22 protein-coding genes are annotated in these 22,671 nt (G+C 51.5%); 17 read left to right on the top strand and 5 right to left on the bottom strand.

Going from position 1 to position 22,671, the window contains the following annotated elements:
* The first annotated feature begins 27 nt into the window (after nt 1–27).
* Nucleotides 28–2,916, top strand: a complete 2,889-nt coding sequence (locus NST43_RS23500; protein WP_339225514.1) for a glycoside hydrolase family 48 protein — start codon at nt 28–30, stop codon at nt 2,914–2,916.
* A 228-nt stretch (nt 2,917–3,144) separates the two neighbouring features.
* Here the strand turns inward: NST43_RS23500 and mnmA are convergent, their stop codons facing one another.
* Complete coding sequence (gene mnmA, locus NST43_RS23495) at nt 3,145–4,266, bottom strand: tRNA 2-thiouridine(34) synthase MnmA (RefSeq protein ID WP_339219714.1); 1,122 nt, start codon at nt 4,264–4,266, stop codon at nt 3,145–3,147.
* Nucleotides 4,267–4,542: 276 nt separating this feature from the next.
* Here mnmA and NST43_RS23490 point away from each other — a divergent pair, with 276 nt between their 5' ends.
* From NST43_RS23490 to NST43_RS23455, 8 genes are all read left to right on the top strand, one after another.
* A complete protein-coding gene (locus NST43_RS23490; RefSeq protein WP_036690517.1) occupies nt 4,543–4,962 on the top strand; it encodes an Rrf2 family transcriptional regulator in 420 nt (139 codons plus the stop codon).
* A gap of 534 nt (nt 4,963–5,496) precedes the next feature.
* On the top strand, nt 5,497–5,613 hold the full coding sequence (locus NST43_RS23485) for a helix-turn-helix domain-containing protein (RefSeq protein WP_339225513.1): 117 nt from the start codon (nt 5,497–5,499) through the stop codon (nt 5,611–5,613).
* Between the two features lie 375 nt (nt 5,614–5,988).
* On the top strand, nt 5,989–6,666 hold the full coding sequence (locus NST43_RS23480) for a response regulator transcription factor (protein ID WP_339219711.1): 678 nt from the start codon (nt 5,989–5,991) through the stop codon (nt 6,664–6,666).
* The gene (locus tag NST43_RS23475; RefSeq protein WP_339219710.1) at nt 6,663–8,480 is read left to right on the top strand and encodes a HAMP domain-containing sensor histidine kinase; all 1,818 of its coding nucleotides are present in this window, start codon (nt 6,663–6,665) and stop codon (nt 8,478–8,480) included. The genes NST43_RS23480 and NST43_RS23475 overlap by 4 nt, the downstream gene beginning before the upstream one ends.
* Nucleotides 8,481–8,621: 141 nt before the next feature.
* A complete protein-coding gene (locus NST43_RS23470) occupies nt 8,622–9,308 on the top strand; it encodes a GDSL-type esterase/lipase family protein (protein ID WP_209987584.1) in 687 nt (228 codons plus the stop codon).
* 35 nt (nt 9,309–9,343) lie between these two features.
* Nucleotides 9,344–10,750, top strand: a complete 1,407-nt coding sequence (locus NST43_RS23465) for an MBOAT family protein (protein WP_339219708.1) — start codon at nt 9,344–9,346, stop codon at nt 10,748–10,750.
* A gap of 15 nt (nt 10,751–10,765) precedes the next feature.
* Nucleotides 10,766–11,914 carry a DHHW family protein gene (locus tag NST43_RS23460; protein WP_339219706.1) on the top strand — a complete coding sequence of 383 codons (1,149 nt, stop codon included), beginning with the start codon at nt 10,766–10,768 and terminating at the stop codon, nt 11,912–11,914.
* Nucleotides 11,915–11,936: 22 nt separating this feature from the next.
* On the top strand, nt 11,937–12,425 hold the full coding sequence (locus tag NST43_RS23455) for a DUF4358 domain-containing protein (RefSeq protein ID WP_339219704.1): 489 nt from the start codon (nt 11,937–11,939) through the stop codon (nt 12,423–12,425).
* A gap of 108 nt (nt 12,426–12,533) precedes the next feature.
* Here the strand turns inward: NST43_RS23455 and NST43_RS23450 are convergent, their stop codons facing one another.
* Nucleotides 12,534–13,535, bottom strand: a complete 1,002-nt coding sequence (locus NST43_RS23450; RefSeq protein ID WP_339219702.1) for a VanZ family protein — start codon at nt 13,533–13,535, stop codon at nt 12,534–12,536.
* 174 nt (nt 13,536–13,709) lie between these two features.
* On the opposite strand from NST43_RS23450, the gene NST43_RS23445 reads away from it, so the two are divergent.
* From NST43_RS23445 to NST43_RS23430, 4 genes are all read left to right on the top strand, one after another.
* Entirely contained in the window at nt 13,710–14,000 is a 291-nt protein-coding gene (locus tag NST43_RS23445; RefSeq protein ID WP_339219700.1) for a hypothetical protein, read from the top strand.
* Between the two features lie 608 nt (nt 14,001–14,608).
* Nucleotides 14,609–14,806: a hypothetical protein gene (locus tag NST43_RS23440; RefSeq protein ID WP_339219699.1), complete on the top strand. Its 198-nt coding sequence runs from the start codon at nt 14,609–14,611 to the stop codon at nt 14,804–14,806.
* Nucleotides 14,799–16,058, top strand: coding sequence for a DNA polymerase IV (locus tag NST43_RS23435; RefSeq protein WP_339219697.1), 1,260 nt, complete (start codon nt 14,799–14,801; stop codon nt 16,056–16,058). Before NST43_RS23440 ends, NST43_RS23435 begins: the two co-directional genes overlap by 8 nt.
* The gene (locus NST43_RS23430) at nt 16,055–16,534 is read left to right on the top strand and encodes a hypothetical protein (protein WP_209987604.1); all 480 of its coding nucleotides are present in this window, start codon (nt 16,055–16,057) and stop codon (nt 16,532–16,534) included. The genes NST43_RS23435 and NST43_RS23430 overlap by 4 nt, the downstream gene beginning before the upstream one ends.
* A gap of 6 nt (nt 16,535–16,540) precedes the next feature.
* Here the strand turns inward: NST43_RS23430 and NST43_RS23425 are convergent, their stop codons facing one another.
* The 3 genes from NST43_RS23425 to NST43_RS23415 all read right to left on the bottom strand — a co-directional run bounded on the left by NST43_RS23425 (nt 16,541) and on the right by NST43_RS23415 (nt 19,756).
* Nucleotides 16,541–16,945, bottom strand: a complete 405-nt coding sequence (locus NST43_RS23425) for a GNAT family N-acetyltransferase (protein WP_339219696.1) — start codon at nt 16,943–16,945, stop codon at nt 16,541–16,543.
* A 185-nt stretch (nt 16,946–17,130) separates the two neighbouring features.
* A complete protein-coding gene (locus tag NST43_RS23420; protein ID WP_339219694.1) occupies nt 17,131–18,945 on the bottom strand; it encodes an alpha-glycosidase in 1,815 nt (604 codons plus the stop codon).
* Nucleotides 18,946–19,057: 112 nt separating this feature from the next.
* Nucleotides 19,058–19,756, bottom strand: a complete 699-nt coding sequence (locus NST43_RS23415) for an SOS response-associated peptidase (protein WP_339219692.1) — start codon at nt 19,754–19,756, stop codon at nt 19,058–19,060.
* A 101-nt stretch (nt 19,757–19,857) separates the two neighbouring features.
* Between NST43_RS23415 and NST43_RS23410 the strand changes: the two genes are divergently transcribed.
* The 4 genes from NST43_RS23410 (at nt 19,858) to NST43_RS23395 (ending at nt 22,447) form a co-directional block, all read left to right on the top strand.
* Nucleotides 19,858–20,328 (top strand): DUF523 domain-containing protein, encoded by a 471-nt coding sequence (locus NST43_RS23410; protein ID WP_339219690.1) that lies wholly within the window; start codon nt 19,858–19,860, stop codon nt 20,326–20,328.
* A 132-nt stretch (nt 20,329–20,460) separates the two neighbouring features.
* On the top strand, nt 20,461–21,612 hold the full coding sequence (locus NST43_RS23405) for a cysteine desulfurase family protein (protein WP_339219688.1): 1,152 nt from the start codon (nt 20,461–20,463) through the stop codon (nt 21,610–21,612).
* Nucleotides 21,613–21,701: 89 nt separating this feature from the next.
* A complete protein-coding gene (locus NST43_RS23400; protein ID WP_339219686.1) occupies nt 21,702–22,223 on the top strand; it encodes a PRC-barrel domain-containing protein in 522 nt (173 codons plus the stop codon).
* Between the two features lie 14 nt (nt 22,224–22,237).
* A complete protein-coding gene (locus NST43_RS23395; protein ID WP_036690502.1) occupies nt 22,238–22,447 on the top strand; it encodes a hypothetical protein in 210 nt (69 codons plus the stop codon).
* Nucleotides 22,448–22,671: the final 224 nt, after the last annotated feature.

Raw genomic sequence — 22,671 nt, 5'->3', positions numbered from 1 at the left:
ATACCAGAGAGGAAGTATGCCGAAATGATGAAAATGAAGCTAAGTTCATTCAAGAAACCGGCCTCCATAGTCATGACTGCCGTTCTGACCCTTTCCCTCACCGGCGGAATCTTAAACTTCAGCCCGGGAACCGCCAAGGCGGCATCGGTGGAGAAGACCAGATTCCTGCAATTGTATGACCAGCTGAAGGACCCGGCCAGCGGGTATTTCTCGGCTGAAGGCATCCCGTATCATGCGGTAGAGACCCTGCTCAGCGAGGCGCCCAACTATGGGCATATGACTACCTCCGAGGCCTATAGCTACTGGATGTGGCTTGAAGTGCTGTACGGCCATAATACCGGGGACTGGAGCAAGCTCGAATCGGCCTGGGACAACATGGAGAAATACATCATTCCGATTAATGAAGGCGACGGCGTGCAGGAGCAGCCGACCATGAGCAGCTACAACCCGAACAGCCCGGCCACCTACGCCTCAGAGCTTCCTCAGCCGGATCAGTATCCAAGCGCACTGAACGGCAAGTACACTCCGGGTAAGGACCCGCTCGATGCAGAGCTGAAGTCCACCTACGGCAATAACCAGACCTATCTGATGCACTGGCTGGTGGATGTGGACAACTGGTATGGCTTCGGCAACTTGCTGAATCCTACGCATACCGCCAGCTATGTGAACACCTTCCAGCGCGGCGTGCAGGAATCGGTGTGGGAGGCGGTCTCCCATCCTTCACAGGATAACAAGACCTTCGGCAAGCCGAATGAAGGCTTCATGAGCCTGTTCACCAAGGAAAATAGTGCGCCTTCCGCGCAGTGGCGTTACACGAATGCTACAGACGCCGATGCACGCGCTGTGCAGGCCATGTACTGGGCCAAGGATCTTGGCTATACCAATACGGTCTATCTGAACAAAGCCAAGAAAATGGGCGACTTCCTCCGTTACGGCATGTACGATAAGTACTTCCAGAAGGTTGGCAGTGCTGCGGGCGGTTCACCTCAGCCGGGAACCGGTAAAGATTCCAACCAGTACCTGATGGCCTGGTATACCTCCTGGGGCGGCGGTCTGGGAGCAGGCGGAGACTGGGCCTGGAGAATCGGCGCCAGCCATGCCCACCAAGGGTACCAGAATGTGGTTGCAGCCTATGCGCTGTCCACCGCAGCCGGAGGACTGATTCCATCATCCGCAACAGCCGGAACGGATTGGGGCAAATCGCTGACTCGTCAACTGGAATTCTACAACTGGCTGCAATCCTCTGAAGGAGCTATTGCAGGCGGCGCAACCAACAGCTACGGCGGTTCTTACAGCGCTTATCCCGCCGGGGCCAGCACATTCTACGGCATGCTTTACGACGAGGCTCCTGTCTATCAGGACCCGCCATCCAACAACTGGTTCGGGATGCAGTCCTGGAGCATGGAGCGCGTAGCAGAGCTGTATTATATCCTGGCTTCCAGCGGGGATACCACCTCGGCTAATTTCAAAATGGCCAAACGGGTTATCGAGAACTGGATTGACTGGTCTACGGATTATGCTTTTGCGGGCAGCCGTCCGGTAACGGATGCCGCCGGCTACTATCTGGACCAGCAAGGCAACCGGATTCTGGGCGGAGCCAACCCGCAGGTTGCCACCGTATCCGCACCCGGCGAATTCTGGATTCCGGGTAATGTGGAGTGGCACGGCCAGCCGGATACCTGGAGTAGCTTCAGTTCTTTTAACGGCAACAGCAGCCTGAAGGCAGTGACCAAAGACCCGGGGCAGGATACGGGCGTACTGGGCAGTTATGTTAAAGCCCTCACGTTCTTCGCCGCAGGAAACAAAGCAGAGCATGGCAACTATACTACGCTCGGCGGAACGGCTTCGCAACTGGCTAAGTCCATGCTGGATACCGCCTGGGGCTACAATGACGGACTTGGAATTACCACTCTGGAGAAGCGTGCCGATTATTTCCGGTTCTTCACCAAAGAGGTCTATTTCCCGGCAGGCTGGAGCGGTACCTTCGGCCAGGGCAATACCATTCCGGGGAACGCGACAGTGCCATCTGACCCGGCTAAGGGCGGCAATGGAGTGTATGCGAGCTACACCGATATTCTCCCGGATATCAAAAATGATCCCAAGTGGAGTTATCTCGAAGGCAAATACAATACCTCCTACAATAAAACCACTAAGACCTGGGACAATGGCGCACCTGAGTTCACTTATCACCGCTTCTGGTCACAGGTGGATATGGCTACAGCCTATGCCGAATATGACCGGCTAATTAATAACGGCAGTGGCCCTATGCCGACAGCTACTCCTACAACTACGCCAACGGCTACTCCGACAGCAACACCGACAGCTACACCGACAACAGTACCAACAGCCACACCGACAGTCGCACCGACGGCTACACCTACAACTGTGCCAACCGCTACACCGACAGTCGCACCAACGGCTACACCGACAACCGTGCCAACCGCTACGCCTGCCGTAGGGAATCTGGTCGTTCAATACCGTACAACGGATACGAACGCCACAGACGCGCAGTTCCGTCCGCAGCTGCGGATTGTCAATAACGGGACCACAGCGGTAGACCTCAGCAAGGTTAAGGTCCGGTATTACTACACGATTGACGGCGAGCGGGCACAGCAGTTCTATGTCGACTACGCTGCCCTTGGCGGCAGCAATGTGCTGGGCAGCTTCGTGAAGCTTGATTCAGCAGTTACAGGCGCAGACCACTATCTGGAGATTTCCTTCAGTGCCGGCGCCGGCAGTCTGGCAGCAGGTGCGAATACCGGCGAGATTCAACTGCGCATTAACAAGACTGACTGGAGCAATTACAATGAGGCTGACGATTACTCCTATGATGCAACCAAAACGTCGTTCACAGATTGGAACCGGGTGCCGCTGTATCTGAACGGTGTACGGGTCTGGGGCGTTCAGCCGCAATAAGGCTGAAGCCTGTTGCCTCAAAGCCAGGTAAATCAACCTGAGCATTGCCCCGTATAATTTCAGCCAAAAGAACCTTCAAAACCACAGCGTGTGGAGTTGAAGGTTCTTTTTTGAATGTACTAAGAAGCATGTACGCGAAAAACCGAATACATTGGGCTGAGCACCAGAGCGCTGTTCACCTGTTAGGGTATTTGTCCTGATTAGGGCAGCTCCTTGGAAGGACCGCAGTTACACCTGCGCCAGCGGCGCGACTTTGTCGGCCGTCTCGATGGTTCCGCCGCCAAGGCATGTCTCGCCCAGGTAGAAGACGACGGCTTGTCCGGGCGTAATCGCCTTCTGCTGAACATCAAAGGCCACATGGACGGTTCCATCGGCCTGCTTCGTCAGCGTAACACCCTGATCCGGCTGGCGGTAGCGGAACTTGGCGGTGCATTTCAGCGGCGTATCGCCAAGGGTATCCGGATCGATCCAGTTCACCCCTGAGGCTATAAGGCTGGTCGAATACAGGCTGATGTGCTTCTCGCCTTGCACCACATACAGGGTGTTGCTTGCCAGATCCTTCTCGGCCACGAACCAGGGCTCGCCTGTCCCCGAGCCGCCGATACCCAGCCCCTGGCGCTGGCCCAGCGTGTAGTACATGAGGCCGTCATGGCGGCCTTTCACTTCGCCCGTAGTGACATCGACCATATTGCCTGACTGGGCAGGCAGGTATTGGCTGAGGAATTCGCGGAAATTGCGTTCTCCGATGAAGCAGACGCCGGTGCTGTCTTTTTTCTTCGCGGTATAGAGTCCGGCTTCCTCGGCAATTCGGCGTACCTCCGGCTTCGGCAGATGCCCGATCGGGAACATGGCCTTCGAGAGCTGGTACTGGTTCAGCGCATTGAGGAAATACGTCTGGTCCTTGTTGTTGTCCACGCCGCGCAGCAGCTTGAACAGGCCGTCTTCTTCTACGACCCGGGCGTAGTGCCCCGTAGCGACATAATCTGCGCCAAGCTGCAGCGCCTTATTGAGAAATTCGCCGAACTTGATCTCGCGGTTACACATCACATCCGGATTCGGGGTCCGGCCAGCCTTATATTCTTCAAGGAAATAGGAAAAGACTTTATCAAAGTATTCCTTCTCGAAATTAACGGTATAGTAAGGAATATCGATCTGCTCGCAGACGCGGCGCACATCCTCGGCATCGGTCTCGGCCGTACATACGCCGAACTCGTCGGTATCATCCCAATTCTTCATGAAGATGCCGATGACGTCATATCCCTGCTGCTTCAGCAGCAGCGCTGTAACGGAGGAATCCACTCCGCCCGACATCCCGACGACGACCCGGATATCCTGATTAGCTTTTGTCATCGTGATCACCATTTTCTGTACACAAAATACCGGCGTTCTCACTGAACACCCGGCTCATTGTGTATTATAACATACCTGTCTACCCCAAACGAGGACACGTAGGCTATAGAATATAGCGAAAAACGGCCCGAAATTGACAATTTGTCCACCAGTGGCGAACAAAATCGCGAATTATTGCCGTTTGCTGTTCCAAATGTGTCCATAGATATGATAACATAAGCTGAGAGCAAACATCGGAATACATTGATATGCAACTAAACCGAAAGAGGTGCCCCTTTGAAAATATCAACCAAAGGACGTTACGGATTAACCATTATGATGGAGCTTGCCCTGAAATTCGGCGAAGGGCCTACCTCACTTAAGAGCATCGCCGAGAAAAACGGACTGTCCGAGCATTACCTCGAGCAGCTCATCGCCCCGCTGCGCAATGCAGGCCTGGTGAAGAGCATCCGCGGAGCCTACGGCGGTTATATACTGGCCCGCGAGACCAGCACCATTACCGCCGGAGACATCATCCGCGTCCTGGAAGGCCCAATCTCCCCGGTAGACTTCACCGAAGAAGACGACCCGGCCAAGCGCGACCTCTGGCTGCGCATCCGCGACAGCATCGCCGACGTCCTGGACTCCACCACTTTATCCGACCTGATCAACTTCAAGGAAGAGAGCCAGGCGGACAATTACATGTTCTATATATAATTGATGTAGTTTTGACAAGTCTGCTCTAGAAATTTAGAGAGACTTGTTTTTTATTGTTTTCGAGGAAATTATGATTTTCTTTTGTTGTGGATAAGGTTGAGGAGCAGATGGAATGTATATGAAAACCGAATACAATCGGTGCTGCTGCGAAGAGGGATGGACCTCAGGCTCCGCAGCCTGTAACATTGTAGAGAAATCCTGCAAGAATTGCAACAATACTGCCCCGTAGAAGCGGTCTATGCTGAAATTCTGCACGAAATGCAACAAATCCAGCACTAACTTGCTCTAAACACTGAAATTTGTGCAAATAATACAACAATATAGCGTAGTCCGTAACATTTTTAGAGGAATCCTTCAAAAAGTGCAACAATACTGCTCCTCACAAGCGACCGGTGAGAGAAGGCACCAGCAACCTTCACCCAGAGGGTGATTCGGTTTGGTTTGGTCGTACTTACCATTACCCGAAATGGCGGCCTTTTTTGTCCCTTTTTTTTGGAAATCAACACGCTTAATCGATTTGAAACAATCCGAAAAATGTCCAATGATGAGCTGAGGCACTATCCAAGCGATTTACTGGCCAAACTCTGTGATTATTTTGAATGCGGGATAGAGGGAATACTGATTTATGAAAAAGAGCCGCCACAGGAGTAATCCCGGACGGCTCTTTTGCTGTGTTTTGTTACCGTAAAATGTTTTGTAGATGTATGTTTTCCCTTTTAGCTGTAACTCGATCTAAAATGAGATAAACCCAATCCCTGTAAGGTTTCAACTCATTTCTCTTAGCTTCCTGTAGATATAGACAATGATGCTGTTCTGGATCTCAGACAACCCTACACGCTAACTATCCTAGTTGGCAGGGCTGAATTATTATATAGTCTACCTAAGTATTATGTAGTCAGGTTATTCACTCGATCTGCAGTTCATCTGCATATGATCTTTATCTGCATAGGGTAAACTTAACGGTGTACCTTGGCAATTCTATGAGCTGTGCGTTCCTGGTTCTACAAAAAAGGGTGAGGTTATCATATGTCAAAAACGATATTGATTGTAGAAGATGAAAATATTTTACGCGAAATCATGAAAGATTATCTGCTTGAAGAGGGTTATCGTGTGATTGAGGCCGTCGATGGGAAACAAGCGGTCTCGTTATTTCAAGAACATGAGGTGGACTTGATTTTACTGGACATCATGTTGCCTGAACTGGATGGATGGTCCGTGTGCAGGCGCATCCGCAAGACGTCGAATGTGCCGATCATCCTATTGACGGCCCGTTCTGATGAGGACGATACGTTGCTTGGGTTCGAGCTTGGCGCTGACGACTACGTAACCAAGCCTTATAGCCCTTCAATCCTGTTGGCACGGGCAAAGCGGCTGCTGGGGAGCAGGCATACCCGCGAGCATGAGAGCGACACCTTGTCCAGCGGAGGTATTTCGATCCATTTTCCATCCCGAACCGTTTCGATTGACGGTACAAGCTCCGGTCTAACGCATACGGAATTCGAAATATTGGCCTATCTGTTGAAAAACAAAGGGATCATCATCAGCAGGGAGCAACTGATTACGAAAATTTGGGGATATGATTTCGCGGGCGATGATCGTACGGTCAACAGCCATATCCGCAATTTGCGTTCCAAGCTGGGGAGACATGCCAAACAGATTGTTACGGTTGTGCGTTCAGGCTATAAATTCGAGGACGAGCTATGAAAAAGGGGATTGTTCTGAAGCTGTTCCTGTTGACAGCGGGGTTGTGCCTGTTCCTGATCGCCGTTATTTTCACCTTGCAAACCGTATTTTTCAAACAGTTTTATGTTCATCAAAAAGTGGAGAACGTTAACGCGGCGCTTCAGGCTTATGAACAAGACTATCTGAATCAGGCCTCGGGCACGCAGGAGATGGCCAAGCTGGAGCAAGACTTTTTTCAAAAGCATAACACCTGGATCGCGGCTCTGGACATCCGCGGAAATATAAAGTATGCCGGCGATTTCTTCATGGAAATTAAGCTGGAGCCTTCGGAAGAACCGGCGCTTTCTGACACAACGATAACCGTACCTCTATACAGTTTCATCAACATAGAGGACTTCAGCAGTAGTCAAACGTTCCTCACTCCCTGGATTGAAGAAGGGGGGATGATCGCCATGGAAGGCTTGATCATGAACAACCAGCCAGTGATCCAGCGGATGGGAAGGAACAGTTCCAATCTGAGAGATGAGAGCCGGCTGGAGAATCATCAGATGGTGAGCAAGGAGTACGAGGTACTAGGCCGATTGAGCGCGGTCCAATATCGTGAGCAATATTCCTCCTTTCTGGTCAAAGGAACCATTACGAAAGTTCGGGTACCGGAAGGGGCGGGAGTCTCGCGGTACACCAATCACTTGTTTCTGGACCGTATCAAAGCTTTCCAGGCGGATCTATTGTACGGCGACTTTAAGGATGTCACGAACGCACAACAGATCGTAGATGTTGAAGAAAATCACGTGAGCTACAAAATTTTCGTGGACCGGACCCAAGATCGCGACGGAAATCCCACATACCTGTTCGCGATGACGTCGCTGCAGCCTGTTAATGAAGCCGTAGGAATCATAAAAGATTACTACGTGTATATCATTATTGCGACCTTGCTGCTCGCGCTACTAGCATCGTTTTACTACTCCCGTCAGATCGCCCGGCCGTTGCTGCGTATCAACCGTACCACCCGGCAAATGGCAAACCTCGATTTCTCGGAGAAAATCCCCATCACAACGAAGGATGAAATCGGAGACTTGTCGGGCAATATCAACGAGCTCTCCGAGCGCCTGCACTCCCATATTCTCCAGCTTGAGCAGGATATCGAGAAGGAAAAGCAGCTGGAGCATACGCGAAAAGAATTTATATCCGGCGTATCCCATGAGCTGAAGACTCCGTTAAGCGTCATTCAGAGCTGCCTTGCCATTTTGAAGGACGGGGTGGCAAGCCATAAGCGGGATCATTATTTTGCGGCGATGGAAGACGAAGTCAGCCGGATGAATGTGCTGATCGGGGATATGCTGGAATTGGCAAAATATGAATCCGGTACGTATAAAATGGACGTCGGTTCATTCTATATTGATACGCTTATCGAGCGGGTATGCACTAAATTAACGCCGGACTTTGAAGCCAAGCGGCTGCTTCTCAGCACTTCGCTTATACCTGCCCTAGTCGAGGGGAACGAGCGTCGTATAGAGCAGGTCATCGTCAATTTCCTTACCAACGCGATTTCGTATACGCCGGAGCATGAATCTATACTCGTAACCACCTCGGAAGAGAGGGACACCGTTCAAATTTGTATCGAAAATAAAGGTGCCCATATCCCGGACGAGCAGCTCGGGAAAATATGGGACCGTTTCTACCGCGGGGAAACCTCCCGCCACCGGTCGACCGGCGGGACGGGGCTGGGTCTTGCCATCTCCCAAAAAATTTTGGAGATGCACGGCGCGGCTTACGGCGTTAACAATACCTCCGATGGAGTGATGTTTTATTTTCAATTGAATAAAAAAGCGTAGGAATACGGAAGAAAGTGCAGACCTTGGTTCTGCGCTTTTTCTTTTGTCATTTTTTGATATGACGTTGATTTCCTCTGCACTTGTTCTGCATCTCTCCCTGTTATTCTTTACTTAATTTTAGATGAAGAGAGGACGATGTTCATGTTTAAAAAAATCATATCAACGCTAGTTATAGGCAGCACCACACTCACCTTGGCAGCATGCGGGAATGGGCAACATCCGCAAAACGCGACGTCTCAGCCACAAGCTAATGAAGCAGCTCCCTTAGAGAAGTCAAACCAAACTTCCTATAAAACGATATTTAAGAACAGCGTATTTCTGGGAGATTCGATTACAGAGGCACTATCTTACCATGATATTTTGGACGAGTTCAATGTAGTGGCAGGTGCCGGAAAGACTACCGAGCTATCTCTGATGAGTGGAGATGTCGATAAGCTGGCAGAGCGGAATCCGCAGCATGTATTGATCATGCTGGGCTCCGACGATATTCTATTGCCGCCGCAAATTACCGATAACCCCAAGCAGTATTCACTGGATTTCTACGCCCAATTGATCGACAGCATCAAGGAGAAGCTTCCGAAGGCATCCGTAACGGTTTTACCGGTTACTCCGGTTACGCCGGAAGCTGAACAAGTGGAACCACGCTACAAAAATATCAACGATTACAACCAAGGATTAAAAGAGCTGGCGGACAAGAAGCAGGTCGGATTTGCCGATTTATCCTCCATATTTGCGGATAGCCCCCATTTGTATAGTTCGGACGGCATTCATTTTAAACCAGAATTTTACACACGTATGCTCGAGTTGCTGAAAGACCGGGTGAAATAACATGCGGCCAGGTGAAGATCGGGAGGTGACGGGGATTGGTCTTTAGCAGCCTTATATTTTTATTCCTCTTTCTGCCGGTCACCCTGCTGATCTACTATATCTCGCCCATGAGGATTAGAAATGCTATTCTGCTCGCCGCAAGCCTGATCTTCTATGCATGGGGCGAGCCCGTCTACATTGTCCTCATGATCTTCTCGACGGTATTCGACTATGTGAACGGGATCCTGATCGATAATTACAGGCATCGTAAGGTGATTGCACAGGGAGTATTGATCCTGTCCATGATTGGGAGCCTGGGGATTCTTGGCTTCTTTAAATACGCGGGTTTCGTCTGCGACACTATCCATTCGTTGTTCAACCTGCACTTGCAGGCAGCAGATCTTCCGCTTCCGGTGGGAATATCCTTCTACACGTTCCAGACGATGTCTTACGTTAACGACGTTTATCGGGGGAAAGTGAGTGTTCAGAAGAACCTGATCTCCTTCGGCACCTACGTGACGATGTTCCCGCAGCTTGTAGCGGGACCGATCGTGAAATACGAAGATATTGCGGGGCAGCTTGTTCACCGTAAAGTAACGTTGGACCGTTTTGGCGAAGGGGCGGAACTGTTTATCAGAGGACTTGCGAAAAAAGTATTGCTTGCCAACAATATCGGTTTGCTGTGGACAAGTGTCAAAGGGGTGCCTGCGGGAGAACTATCGGTACTTTCTGCATGGCTCGGCATAATCGCCTTCACGTTTCAAATCTATTTCGATTTTAGCGGGTATTCGGATATGGCACGTGGTCTGGGCAGAATGTTCGGGTTCGAATTTATGAAGAACTTTGACTATCCTTATATTTCCAGAAGCGTCACGGAATTTTGGCGGAGATGGCATATTTCGCTCGGTGCCTGGTTCCGTGAGTATATCTACATCCCGCTCGGCGGGAACCGGGTGGGGATGCTGAAGCAGCTGAGAAACTTGGCGGTTGTATGGTTTATAACCGGATTATGGCATGGAGCGAGCTGGAATTTTATCATTTGGGGCTTATATTTCGGTCTTTTTGTCACCATCGAAAAGTGGTTTCTCTTGAAACAGCTTCAGCGCTTTCCAGCCTTTGTAAGCCATGTCTACACCCTGATGATCGTGATCATCGGCTGGGTATTTTTCGAATTTGAACATTTGCCTGCAGCCATGACATTTATCGGAACGATGTTTGGCACTGGAGCACATGGGTTCGTGGACAACCGGTCGCTCTATGATCTGTCGACGAACGCCCTGCTGCTGCTGCTCTTGGTGGTTTGTGCCACGCCGTATCCCCGTACAGCACTGACCCATATCAGAACCAGGTTTGCCCGATCCGGCACGCTTGCCGCTTTCGCCGTCTACGTCCTCTTCATAGTGGCATCAACAGCATATCTGGTCAATGCAACGTACAATCCATTCTTATACTTTCGTTTTTAATAGAGGTGATTTTATTTGAAGAAGTACGATCAGGTCTATTATCGCGCACTTGCCATTCTACTGCTGATGTTTACCGGAGCGGTATTGGTTATCAACTCTCTGACCCCGGGTAAAGTATTGTCCGAATCAGAGAACCGGATGCTGCAGCAGCTCCCGGCATTCTCGCTTCAAACCTTAGGATCAGGCAAGTTTGCTTTAGAATTTGAAGCGTATATAGCGGATCAGTTTATGGAGAGGGACTTTTGGATTGGACTAAAATCCGATGCGGACCAGAGATTGGGGAAAAAAGAGAGCAACGGGGTATACATCGGCAAGGACGGGTACCTGATTCAAAAATTTTCTCCTCCCGAAAAAGGAGATTTGGAAGACAAGATGAAAGCCGTTCAAGCATTTGATCAGGCTACGCCTGGTCTACGCAAACATATGATGCTCGTGCCGACAGCCGCTGCCGTGCTTGAGGATAAATTGCCGCCCTATGCTTCCGGTGGTGGTGAGAGGGTCTATTGGGACAAGATAAAGGCTTCTGATCTCGGGGACATTCAATGGATCGATGTTTCCCCCGCGCTGGAGGCGAACAAAGAGCAGCCGATCTATTACAAAACAGACCATCACTGGACGACCAAAGGCGCTTTCCTTGCCTACCGGGAGCTGGGCGCGCCAATGGGTTTTACACCCAAGCACGAAGCCGATTTCAACATTCATCAAGTCACCAGTCAGTTCTATGGATCTTTGTATTCGAAAAGCGGGTTTAGGCACTTACAGCCGGATTCCATTGAGCTATATGATCCAAAAACACCGGGGAACATTTCCGTGGATTATGTCGACGAACAGCAAAGTGCGGATTCGATGTACGTGATGGAAAATCTCACCAAGAAGGATAAATACACTGTATTTTTTAATGGGAATCATGGCTTGATCCGCATAACAACCGGCAATCCAGATGGAAGAAGGCTGCTTATTGTTAAGGATTCGTATGCAAACAGCCTGATCCCTTTTTTAACCACGCATTTTAGCGAAATTGATGTGATAGATCTCAGATATTATGAGGGGGATGTACTGAAACTTACGGAAGACCGGCAAATCCGCGACATGTTGATTTTGTATAATATCATTACATTTTTTGAAGATCCATCCATTAAATCAATAGCGGATTCTGTAGAATAATGCAAATAGGAGGTCAGTAACGATGCTTGCTGGACTGAAAATGAAGTACCTGGTTGTCCTGTCTGCCGTCATGATCTTATGTGGCATTCTGATCGGATGCTCCAGTAAGAAGGAAGGCGCCAAAGACGTTCCCGTCCATACCATTGAGGAGCACATCAAGCAAGCGGCTTCTATGGAAAATATGGAAAAAGGGGATATGAACAGGCTTAAGAAGCTATACCATCTCGATGCAGATGAGGTTCAGGATTTTGTGCTGTATACGGCAGAATCGAACGTGGAAGCGGAGGAACTGGCTGTGATCCAAGTGAAACAAGAGCATCAAGCGGAAAGCGTTAAGGAAAAAATCATGAAAAGAATCGGGGCTCAAGAGGTCAAGCTGAAAGACTACCGTCCCGAGCAATTTTACCTCGTCGAAAAGCATGTATTAAAGGTCAAGGGCCGATATATTTTGTTTACGGTCTCCAAGGATGCCGAACAAATCGAAAGTGCGTTTAGCGAAGCTCTTAAATAATCCCATACCCAAGGCGAAAAAGACCCCCTCGGGCCATCCACGGCTTGGAACCCTTTGTATACCCGATAACTATCTGCAGGAACAATTCGGCTAGCGGGCCTATTTATTTTATTCCCCGCCCAGCAGCCGGTGAAGCTGCGCTGCCAGCTTTTGTCCGGCATTGGCCTCTACGAGCGTAAGGTCCCACAATACCGCATGGGTTCGCGGGTCGGCAGCATCGGTTTTGACTGTAAGGGTCAGCTCTTGCTTGCCTTCAAGCGGCACCTGAAAAGACAGGGGCTGATTCTCGCCCGGTGCGATATTCACATCCAGGGAGTAAAGCTCTTCTCCGTCGGCGCTGATCATGAGGCTGCTGGTGCCGCTGCCCTTAGCAGGTATAGCATCGTTAGGGACGCCAAAATTCCCGGCTAACTCCTTATACTGTCCATCCAGGCGCAGGGAGAACTCGTGGAGTCCCGGATGATCAGGGCTATAGAGATTGAGCGCCGGTTCAATCTGCTCCTGCGCTACAGTGAAGCTGCTGAGCGTTTCTTCCCACCGTATTTCACCCTGCTCAATAGGGAGCTGGTCCAGCGCTCGGATCTCCCCGCGGCCATGATCCAGATAATAATTGATACCGCTCACGGCGGAGTAGACGATTAACGTCAAGATAGCGCCTGACGACAGGAGCTTGAGTAGCCCTCTTGGCGTTGTCCGGTCGCGGCGGATCAGCCGCTGGGCGCCGTAGCCGACAGCCGCACCGAGCGTATTAATGACGATATCGTTGATATCGAACGCACCCAAATGGGTTACCATCTGAATCAGCTCTACCCCGGTAATGGCTGCTAAGAAGACTAAGAGGAACGGCAGGAAGCGGCAGCGGACCAGCAGCGGGATTACGAGGCCGAACGGTACGAAGGCCAGATAGTTGCCTAGGTTAAAGACCCAAATATTCGAATAACCGTCGCCCGGAAACTGCAACGGAATTCCGTCAAAGGCCAGGCGATACCGGGGGCCCGTCTCCGGCAGAGCCGATGAACGGTTGAAGCCGACAAACAAGAAAAATAAGGTGAGGACTATGTACAGCCAGAGGCCGATCCAGACGGCGGTGCTCTTTTTGCCTTGAAACATGATGTGTGACCTCTCTTTATCGGTTATTGTAGTGTCCCTTGCAGGGGGGCATAGGAAGTATAAGCTCTCCTCACCGGTCCAAGCAAGGCGTGGCTTTGCGTTCAGCTTTCCCTGTCCATTCCAATTCTCTCACCGGCCCAAAATTTGATATTAGCCGAGTTTGGAATAGCTACCGTGGCAAATGGGGATGTATTGCTCAATGCAACCATTGGTTTTCAGACTACGATTGGCATCCCGAATGTAGTTTTTACGTTATACCGGGATAGCCAGCCGATTTTTAACGCAGGAGCAAGCGGACTCGCCGTACTCGCAATACAGCCGGTTACGATTTCATATTTGGATTTAAATGTTCCGGCAGGTTATCATGCCTATTCTTTAGGTGTAGCCAATAACAGCACCAATATTCTGCTCAATACTGCCAGCGTTACAGGACCTGTGACTTTCTCCGGCGTTTCGACTGGGTAAAAGAACAAAAAACCAAAAGAGACATTCTAATAATGAATGCCTCTTTCTTTCGGCGTGACCAAAGGAATCAAATAAGCCGGCTGGGGCCCCTTACTTGGGGGCTTCACTGCTCAATTTTTGATTTTACAATCCCAAATGGCTTGAGAATACATATTAGTTTCTAGAACTTCCTTGTAATTCTTACTCAAGTCTTCTTCTTTCAACTGAGCGATTACCAAGATTCTTGTATTCTCTACATCTACTGTGTGTACCTTCCCTTTAAAAACATTATCCCCCTTGCTACAGGCGGCCAGGCCTAACAAAAAAACGAAAATGAGAGTCCATTGGAGACTCGCTTTTAGAAGCATGGACGTTCTCCTTTGAAGGGGTATGACATTATTCAATATTACCTCCTTTTGGGTTTCAGTTCCAGCTAGGGAATGCGGTAAAATTCCTGTTTGTTCCAGCTTTTCTTTATCTCTAAATGTTCCTTCCCGGTTCTAACTACCCCCGCATCAGCATATCCTATCTTAAAGAGAACACCTGTTCTATTTTACCATTGCTTAAAAATCTTAATCCTGGTTATAATACAAACAAATGTTCCTACTTGAGCCCGGAGGCGATTAATCATGAAGATGAGCATCGGCCAAACTATAGAAATGATCTATCTGGACCAAGCGGGCAAGATTACGCAGCGGACCATTGAGGTGCGCGGGATCCGGGACGGCCGGATTCGCGCCACCTGTCTGAGCACCGGCCAGCCCCGCGTATTCCTGACCGCGAACATCCTGTCGTGGCATCCGGTACGGGGGCGGAGGTATGCCTAAGGACCGGATCATTCTGCTCTCTGACTGCCAGTCTTTCTATGCCAGCGTGGAGAAGGCCGCCCATCCCGAGTATGCGGATCAGCCTGTTGCTGTGGGTGATCCGTCGCGGATGAATGGGATTGTCCTGGCCGCTTGCCCGCTTGCGAAATCCTATGGCGTAACTACCGCATCACGCGTGGGGGAAGCCCTGACGAAATGCCGGGATCTCGTAGTCATCCGTCCGCGGATGGGGACCTACATTACGGTCTCCCTCCTCATTTCCGAGATCTACCAAGTATATACCGATCTGGTGGAGGCGTTCAGCATCGACGAGCAGTTCCTGGATGTGACCGGCTCTCTGCGTGTGTTCGGAGGGGATTTGCCGGAGATGATTCACTCGATCCAGCAGCATGTTCTGTTATCTACCGGAGTGTGGACCCGGGTGGGCATCGGCCCGTCCAAAATCCTCGCCAAAATGGCCAATAACTTCGCCAAGAAGAAGGCGGGCGGAATCTTCCGGCTGGATTATGATAATCTGGAGACCGAGCTATGGCCGCGTCCGGTGCATGAAATGTTCATGGTGGCGGGCCGGATGACCAAGAATTTCTACCGTATGGGCATTACGACTATTGGAGATATTGCCCGGATGGAGCTGGGCGAGCTGAAGCGGAGAATGCGCACCACTCTGGGCAAGCAGAGCGATATTCAAGCGGAATATTATTGGCAGACCGCACGCGGTATCGATCCCAGCCCGGTGGTGACCGGGATACGCCAGGAGATGAAGTCTGTCGGCCACGGGAAGGCGCTGCGCTGGAATCTGTATACCCGCCTGCCGGAGATAGAGGTGGTGCTGCTGGAGCTGGTGATCGAGGTCTGCCGGCGGGCGCGGAAGTACCGGTACATGGGAGCGGTGGTGTCCGTTGCGGTAGTAGAGACAGACGGCAACAGCTCGAATACCTACAGCCGGCAGACGACACTGCCGGAGCCTTCGTCGTTAACCCATGAGGTGGCAGCGGCAGCCTACCGGCTATTCGTGGATCATTGGAGCGGCCTGCCGATAAGCCGGTTGACTATCTCTATATCCCAGCTGACGGATGACAGCGTGATGCAGCTGACCTTGTTCGACGACCGGATGCGGAGCAGTAACAGAGAACGGGCTATTGATCAGATCAAGAACCGGTACGGAAGCGGGGCGCTGATCCGCGCGTCTTCTTTGCTGGAGTCTGGGGTTGCTCTGGAACGGGCGCAGCAGATTGGGGGGCACTATAAATGAGCAAGCTAGACGGAAATGAGCGGTGGAAATCCAAAATGTTAATGACAGAGCATGTCCAGCAGTATGAACAGAAGCAGGGGACAGAGGGCAGGAAAATGATTACGGTAGAGGAGCGGACGATGGTGCGTGACCTCATTCTGCTTCCTTACCTGGATACGATGGTGAGTAAAAGCCTCAAGGAGCTTGAGCTGTCGAGCAGCATCCTTAAGCGGGCTTTCATGATCGCCGGCCAGGCGATTCAGCAGCGTATTATGCAGGATACCTACCAGCTGCAGAAGGAGCTGAAGCAGCATAATATCCGGGTGCTGGCCGATGAGCAGGAGGAGTTCCTGGTGTATTACAAAATCTTTTGCCGGGGGTATCAGGAACGCTTCGGACTTACCCGGGATGTGATGCGCACCGAGATCAGCCTGCGGCTGACCAGGTATACAGCGGAGCTGGGAGCCGGTCTGAAGAACCAGCATTTGAGCAGTTAGTATCAGCTACAGCGCTTTGGTGAACAGAATCTCCAGCGGCTCGTTGTCCGGCAGCAGGCAGCCCGAGTCGCGGTAGCCCAGTTTCCGGTAGAAATGCTGGGCCTCTTCACTCGCCATCGAGGAGGTCATGACCTGCTTATGGCCCATGGCCTGCATCGCCTGTTCCCAGTGCTGCACCGCCTGTCTGCCGAATCCTGATCCGCGATAAGGCTCATCAATCCACAGCAGATTCATAAAAGGGATCTGGTCCCAGAAATAGCCGTAACGCAGCCAGCCAATGTCCAGCCCGTCCTCGCTCAGAATGTAAATCTCCTGCTGGTTTATTTTCGAGAGAAGAAGTGAGTTCAGGATATGGCGGTCACGGCTTGCGAGGTAATCATAATCGGCTTCGGTTGCGGTTCTAATGTTCATGCGGCGGCTCTCCTGTCATTGAATAGTGTGTGAAGAACGATTGTTTTTACAAAAGTATATCACTACTGGTAACCCGGTTCGGTGTAACAAACAGCTATAAACAAACAAGCCCCTTCTCGGGGCTTGTCTTTGATTGGCCCGAATGTATGCCAAAAACAGCATACATTGTGCCGGTGCGCAGGTAATCAGGCTTCGCCGCCAGCTTGTCCGCTATACAAAATCCGATATTCCAGCGGCTCCAGCGTCATGCGGATTTTCTGCCCATCCTGCTCCACAGGCTCGCCGCTCAAGGCATCCCGCCAAGCACCGCCGCTCAGTGATTGCGTCAGCGTCAGCGGTTCAGCGGAATTATTCATCCAGACCGTGAAGCGGGTGTGCTCATTCCAGCGTTCATACACCAGGCCCGGGCTGCCCGGATCACTCAGCAGGAAGCGGAACTGGCCGGTACGCAGCACCTCGTGCTCCTTGCGCAGAGCAATGAGGCTCTGATAAAAGCGCAGCAGCTCCCGGTCCTGCCGGTCCTCTTCCCAGATCATGCATTTGCGGCAGTCCGGGTCATCTCCGCCGGTCATTCCGATCTCATCTCCATAGAAAATACAGGGCGTACCGGTGAACGTGAAGAGGAAGGTGATCGCCAGCTTCAGCCGCCGCTTGTCCCCGCCCAGCCGGGTGAGCACTCTCGGGGTATCATGGCTCGCCAGGAGATTGAACAGCACTTCATTCGCCTGCCAGGGGTACCGCATCAGCAACCCGTAGATCTGCGCGGCGAAGGTGTCCGTATCCATGTCGTTGTCCGCTCCGAAGAACTTCAGCAGCCGGTCAGAGAAGGGATAGTTCATCACCGAATCGAACTGATCGCCCTGCAGCCAGCTGAGGGAGTCGCTCCACACCTCACCGATGATGAACGCTTCCGGGTTAATCTCCTTGACCGCTTTGCGGAAATCCCGCCAGAACACATGGTCCACCTCATTGGCTACATCCAGCCGCCAGCCGTCGATGTGTACCTCCTTGAGCCAGAACTTGGTGATATCCAGCAGATAATCCCTGGCTTCCGGGTTGGCAGTGTTGAGCTTGGGCATTCCGCTGAAGAAGCCGAAGGTATCATAGTTGGCCCTGCCGTCCACCACCTGAACGGGATAATCATGGATATGGAACCAGCCTGCATATTTGGAGTCCGCTCCATGCTCCAGCACATCCTTGAACGGTGCGAACTCGGAGCTGGTATGATTGAAGACGGCATCGAGGACCACCTTAAGCCCTTTGGAATGGGCCAGGTCCACCAGCTGCTTGAGCTTATCGAGATCCCCGAAGTTTGCATCGACCGTTCCATAGTCAACGGTGTCATATTTATGGTTGCTGGGAGCCTGGAAGATCGGGGTCAGATACAGCGCCGTTACGCCAAGCTCCACAATATAATCCAGATGATCAATCATCCCTTGCAGGTCACCGCCAAAATAGCTGTCGTAGGTGGGCGGTGCCCCCCATTCGAGCGTCCCTTCGGGGTCATTCGCCGGATCTCCGTTAGCGAACCGGTCGGGCATGATCTGATAGAAGACCGCAGATTTCGCCCATTCGGGAACCTGGAGCAGGTCAACCTCATGGAGGTAAGGCATTTCGTAGTAGCCTCCGGCAGGCGCAGGCAGCCCGTCTGTAAAGAAGCCGGATTCGAGCATCCATATCGTTTCCTGATCGGTTTCCAGCCGGAAGCCGTAGGAGAAACGTTTGAACTCGGGGAAGATCTCTGCTTCCCAGTAATCGAAGAAGCTGTCAGTAGCCACCTTGCGCATACTCAGCTCCTGATGATGCTGCTCCCAGTCGTATTTATCGCCGGTCAGCGCGAATACCCGGTCTACATTATTTTTTTTGCTGCGGATTCTTAAGTGGAAGGTGTCCTCGTTATAGGCATATGCCCATCTCCCCTGCGAAGAATGATAGAGACATTCAAGCGCGATGGAGGAGCCGGATGAGGGTTGGGACACTGCTTGTCTGCTGAGAGCCATATGAAATTCCTCCTGGGATACGTATTGTAGATGGATATTATGAGGTATGAGCCTTAGTTAATACCCTTGGACCGGAGGTTTCAAACAGCAGATATTTCTTCCAGGGCCGTAGTCAAAATAGGGTGCCCTGCACCGGCTCCGGCCCGGCTCTGCGGATCAGCTCAGGGTAGTCACTCCTGACATCGCCCACGGCTGCGGAGACGGGATAGGCCAGCATCTGCTCCGCATCGTAAGGCCGCAGCAGCTTCATCAGGGCGGGAATATTCCGGTTGCTGCGCTCCAGCCACTGCGCTTCCCCGTCCGCATCCAGAATGACCGGCATCCGGTCATGGATGTCTTTCATGAGACGGTTCGGGGCGGTGGTAATGATCGTGCAGGTGGAGATTCTTCCTCCGTCCGGACCGGTCCAGATATCGTACAGAGCAGCCATAGAGAACAGCTTCCCGTCCCGCATCGTAATCCGCATCGGCTGCTTGCCGCCTTCCTGGATTTTCCAGTCATAGAAGCCGTCTGCGGGAATCACACAGCGGCGGGAGGCCACCAGTCCTTTGAACGAAGCCTTCTCCAGCAGGGTCTCACTGCGGGCATTGATTAGCTTGGCAGCGTTCTTGTCTTCCTTGGACCAGGAAGGGAGCAGTCCCCAGCGGAGTTCGCCAAGCTTATTCTGTGTGCCGTCATGAATGACCGCGGTAATATGCTGCATCGGAGCCGCGTTATACTTCGGTGCATATTGGATGAGCGGGTGCTCCCGGATGAAATACTTGGCGATCAGCTCCTCCAGCGTTACGGTGATCGTATATCTTCCGCACATTTGGTTCATCCCTCCCTGGATAGTTAATGGTTTACAGACCGAACAGCTTGCCTTAGCATTATATAAGATGAGACGGAAGATTGCGAAGGGAGACAGCGGCATTGATTATCGTAAGCTCTTGCCTGGCAGGAATGAAGGTCAGATATAACGGAACCGATTGTCTGGAGCAGGGCATCAGGCAATTGCTGGACAGCCGGCAGGCGGTTGCTGTATGTCCCGAGCTGCTGGGCGGCTTCTCTACCCCGAGAGAACCGGCAGAGATTATAGGCGGCAACGGCAGGGATGTGCTGGAGGGGCGGGCCCGGGTGGTTGACAGAGCAGGGAATGATGTAACAGCAATGTATATAGAGGGCGCGTATGCCGCGCTGGAGCAGGCACACAGCTTAGCTGCCAGGCTTGTTGTCCTTAAAGAGAACAGCCCTTCCTGCGGCAGCTCCTGGATCTATAACGGAGAATTTGCAGGCGGGAAAATCCCCGGAGAAGGGGTGACCACAGCTCTTTTACGGCTGCATGGTATTGAAGTGATCTCCGAGGAGGAGCTTGCTGCGCGTTTGCCGGAATTAGAGGGCTGATCCGGGGCGCTGAGCATGGACAAATGTTACAATATTGTGTTTATTAACAGGTGGTAAAACAAGCTGTTCAGCAGTATAATCTAAGTAGTTCTGCAAGCAAATCCTGAATTCCAAGAAGCGGAGAATTTCGTTATGAAACCCATCTATTTGGACCACGCCGCTTCAACACCGGTTCATCCGGAGGTGGCAGCGGTTATGTATCATATGCTGTTGAACGAGTACGGCAATGCGTCCAGTGTGCACCAGTTCGGACGGTCTGCCAAGAGAATTATAAATGGGGCGCGCGATAGAATCGCGGGCTTTTTGGGCTGTTCCCCTGAGGAGTGGGTCTTCACAAGCGGAGGCACGGAGAGCGATAATCTCGCTCTGTTCGGCGCAGCTTATGCTTCTGCTTCCAAGGGTAGACATATCATTACTACAGCGGTCGAACATCATGCAGTGCTGCATACCTGCGCGGAGCTTGCGGGGCAGGGCTTCGAGGTCACCTATCTTCCTGTTGATTCTACCGGACGTGTCTCTCTGGAGGATGTGGAATCGGCTCTGCGCGAGGATACAGTACTGATTAGCATAATGTATGTGAATAATGAAGTGGGAACTGTACAGCCTATAGAAGAGATTGGCAGATTAGCGGCCGAACGGGGTGTGCTTGTGCATGTAGATGCTGTACAAGCTCTGGGAACATTGCCCCTGGTGCTCCGCGACCTGCCGGTCGACTATATGAGCTTCTCGGCCCACAAGATCGGAGGTCCGCAGGGGATTGGAGGCTTGTACGTCCGGCGGGGGGCGCCGCTTACGCCAAGACAGCATGGCGGACTTCAGGAGCGCGGCCGGCGGGCGGGCACGGAGAGCCTGGCACATACGGCCGGGTTCGCTAGAGCAGTAGAAATGGCTGTACAAGGGCTGCCGGAGCATCACGAGCAGGCTCTAGAATTGCGCGCAGCGCTGCTGGAGGGACTGGACAAGCACGCTGGAGCAGGCGGATATGTCATCAACGGAAATGAACAGCATTCGGTTCCGGGCATTCTGAATATCAGCTTTCCCGGAGCCAGAACGGATGTGCTGCTGATGAACCTGGACATGGAACGGATTGCGGCGGCCAGCGGCTCAGCCTGTACATCAGGATCGCTGGAAATCTCGCATGTTCTCCGGGCAATGAAGCTTCCGGAAGAACTTTTGAACTCAGCGATTCGCTTTAGTACAGGTTTGGGTAATACTAATGAAGAAATGCAGGTTGTTGCCCAAAAAGTTGGAACCGTTTTGAGCCGGCTGCGTACTAGAGACTAGGCGTCCGTGCATTCTGGCAGCCGTTTAAGAGGTACTCCGGCCCATGGGAACCCGTAAGCAATACTTAAGGTGAGGGGACTTGGGATACCATGAAGCTTCAAGATATGATTGGCCTCACTGTGTATGAAGTTGAAGAGGGTACTGAAGTCGGTGAAATAATCGATATCGGACTGGATTCAAACTGGAATATTACGGGTATTGAACTGGAAAGTAAATCTTTTTTCTCCAGTCATGTGAAAGTTGTGGCATGGGATAATATTGCCGCTTATGGCGAAGATGCTGTCATGATCCGCAATAAAGAGTCGATTATTAAGGTCGACGCTGACCATATATCCTACACTTTCCTCTTGGGAAAGAACAAATTGAAGGACAGGCAGGTGCTTACAGCATCGGGAACGGTGCTTGGGCGAATATCGGATGTTTATTTTGACCAAAAGTTGGGAAACACAATAGTAGCGCTGGAAATCAGTGACGGGCTTGTAACTGATTTGATCGAAGGCCGCAAATGGCTGCCTTGTTCTGAAGAGATGTCTATCGGGGAGGATTCGGTACTGGTCCCCGCGATGAGTGAAGAACGGCTCCAAAAAGCCATTAATATTGTTAACGGATAGGTGGAATGTATTATATGAAGTGTCCAAACTGCAACTCCAAGGATATCGGCAAGATCGGCTCCCACCAGTTCTATTGCTGGGGCTGTTTCATCGAACTTACGGTCAACGGCGAGAAAATGTCGGTTTATCAGGTTGAAGAGGATGGCACGCTCAGCTCGCTTGACGATCTGTTCTCGGGTGAAGAGGTTGCACAGGATTTCCCGCAAATCCACGCCTCCTCTTGAGCATTGCCTGATTCATAACCGGCTAACAGTTACATAGATTCGCCGTGCCCAAATACCGGGCGGCTTTTGAAGCCGCCCGGTATTTGGGTTTTTTGTCGTCACTACGAAAGTTGCATCTTTGTTATACGGGCTAAGGAATTGGTATGTCGTCTCCGGGATGCGGACCCTATACTGAAATCGACTGGCGCGAGTCCAGAATTCAACAAGGTTCTACACGAGGGGGA

The sequence above is a fragment of the Paenibacillus sp. FSL H8-0332 genome (assembly GCF_037963835.1).
GTDB lineage: Bacteria > Bacillota > Bacilli > Paenibacillales > Paenibacillaceae > Paenibacillus_AQ > Paenibacillus_AQ rhizoplanae.
This window is presented reverse-complemented; position numbering and strand designations above follow the sequence as displayed.

Bases quoted from the DNA above. Each gene is read 5' to 3' on its own strand.
- NST43_RS23500 (WP_339225514.1), top strand. From the start codon at position 28: ATGAAAATGAAGCTAAGTTCATTCAAGAAACCGGCCTCCATAGTCATG.
- NST43_RS23425 (WP_339219696.1), bottom strand. From the start codon at position 16,945: ATGAACATTAGAACCGCAACCGAAGCCGATTATGATTACCTCGCAAGC.
- NST43_RS23485 (WP_339225513.1), top strand. From the start codon at position 5,497: ATGTCCAATGATGAGCTGAGGCACTATCCAAGCGATTTACTGGCCAAA.
- NST43_RS23480 (WP_339219711.1), top strand. From the start codon at position 5,989: ATGTCAAAAACGATATTGATTGTAGAAGATGAAAATATTTTACGCGAA.
- NST43_RS23395 (WP_036690502.1), top strand. From the start codon at position 22,238: ATGAAGTGTCCAAACTGCAACTCCAAGGATATCGGCAAGATCGGCTCC.
- NST43_RS23435 (WP_339219697.1), top strand. From the start codon at position 14,799: ATGCCTAAGGACCGGATCATTCTGCTCTCTGACTGCCAGTCTTTCTAT.
- NST43_RS23400 (WP_339219686.1), top strand. From the start codon at position 21,702: ATGAAGCTTCAAGATATGATTGGCCTCACTGTGTATGAAGTTGAAGAG.
- NST43_RS23450 (WP_339219702.1), bottom strand. From the start codon at position 13,535: ATGTTTCAAGGCAAAAAGAGCACCGCCGTCTGGATCGGCCTCTGGCTG.
- NST43_RS23420 (WP_339219694.1), bottom strand. From the start codon at position 18,945: ATGGCTCTCAGCAGACAAGCAGTGTCCCAACCCTCATCCGGCTCCTCC.
- NST43_RS23455 (WP_339219704.1), top strand. From the start codon at position 11,937: ATGCTTGCTGGACTGAAAATGAAGTACCTGGTTGTCCTGTCTGCCGTC.
- NST43_RS23405 (WP_339219688.1), top strand. From the start codon at position 20,461: ATGAAACCCATCTATTTGGACCACGCCGCTTCAACACCGGTTCATCCG.
- NST43_RS23415 (WP_339219692.1), bottom strand. From the start codon at position 19,756: ATGTGCGGAAGATATACGATCACCGTAACGCTGGAGGAGCTGATCGCC.
- mnmA (WP_339219714.1), bottom strand. From the start codon at position 4,266: ATGACAAAAGCTAATCAGGATATCCGGGTCGTCGTCGGGATGTCGGGC.
- NST43_RS23475 (WP_339219710.1), top strand. From the start codon at position 6,663: ATGAAAAAGGGGATTGTTCTGAAGCTGTTCCTGTTGACAGCGGGGTTG.
- NST43_RS23470 (WP_209987584.1), top strand. From the start codon at position 8,622: ATGTTTAAAAAAATCATATCAACGCTAGTTATAGGCAGCACCACACTC.
- NST43_RS23430 (WP_209987604.1), top strand. From the start codon at position 16,055: ATGAGCAAGCTAGACGGAAATGAGCGGTGGAAATCCAAAATGTTAATG.
- NST43_RS23440 (WP_339219699.1), top strand. From the start codon at position 14,609: ATGAAGATGAGCATCGGCCAAACTATAGAAATGATCTATCTGGACCAA.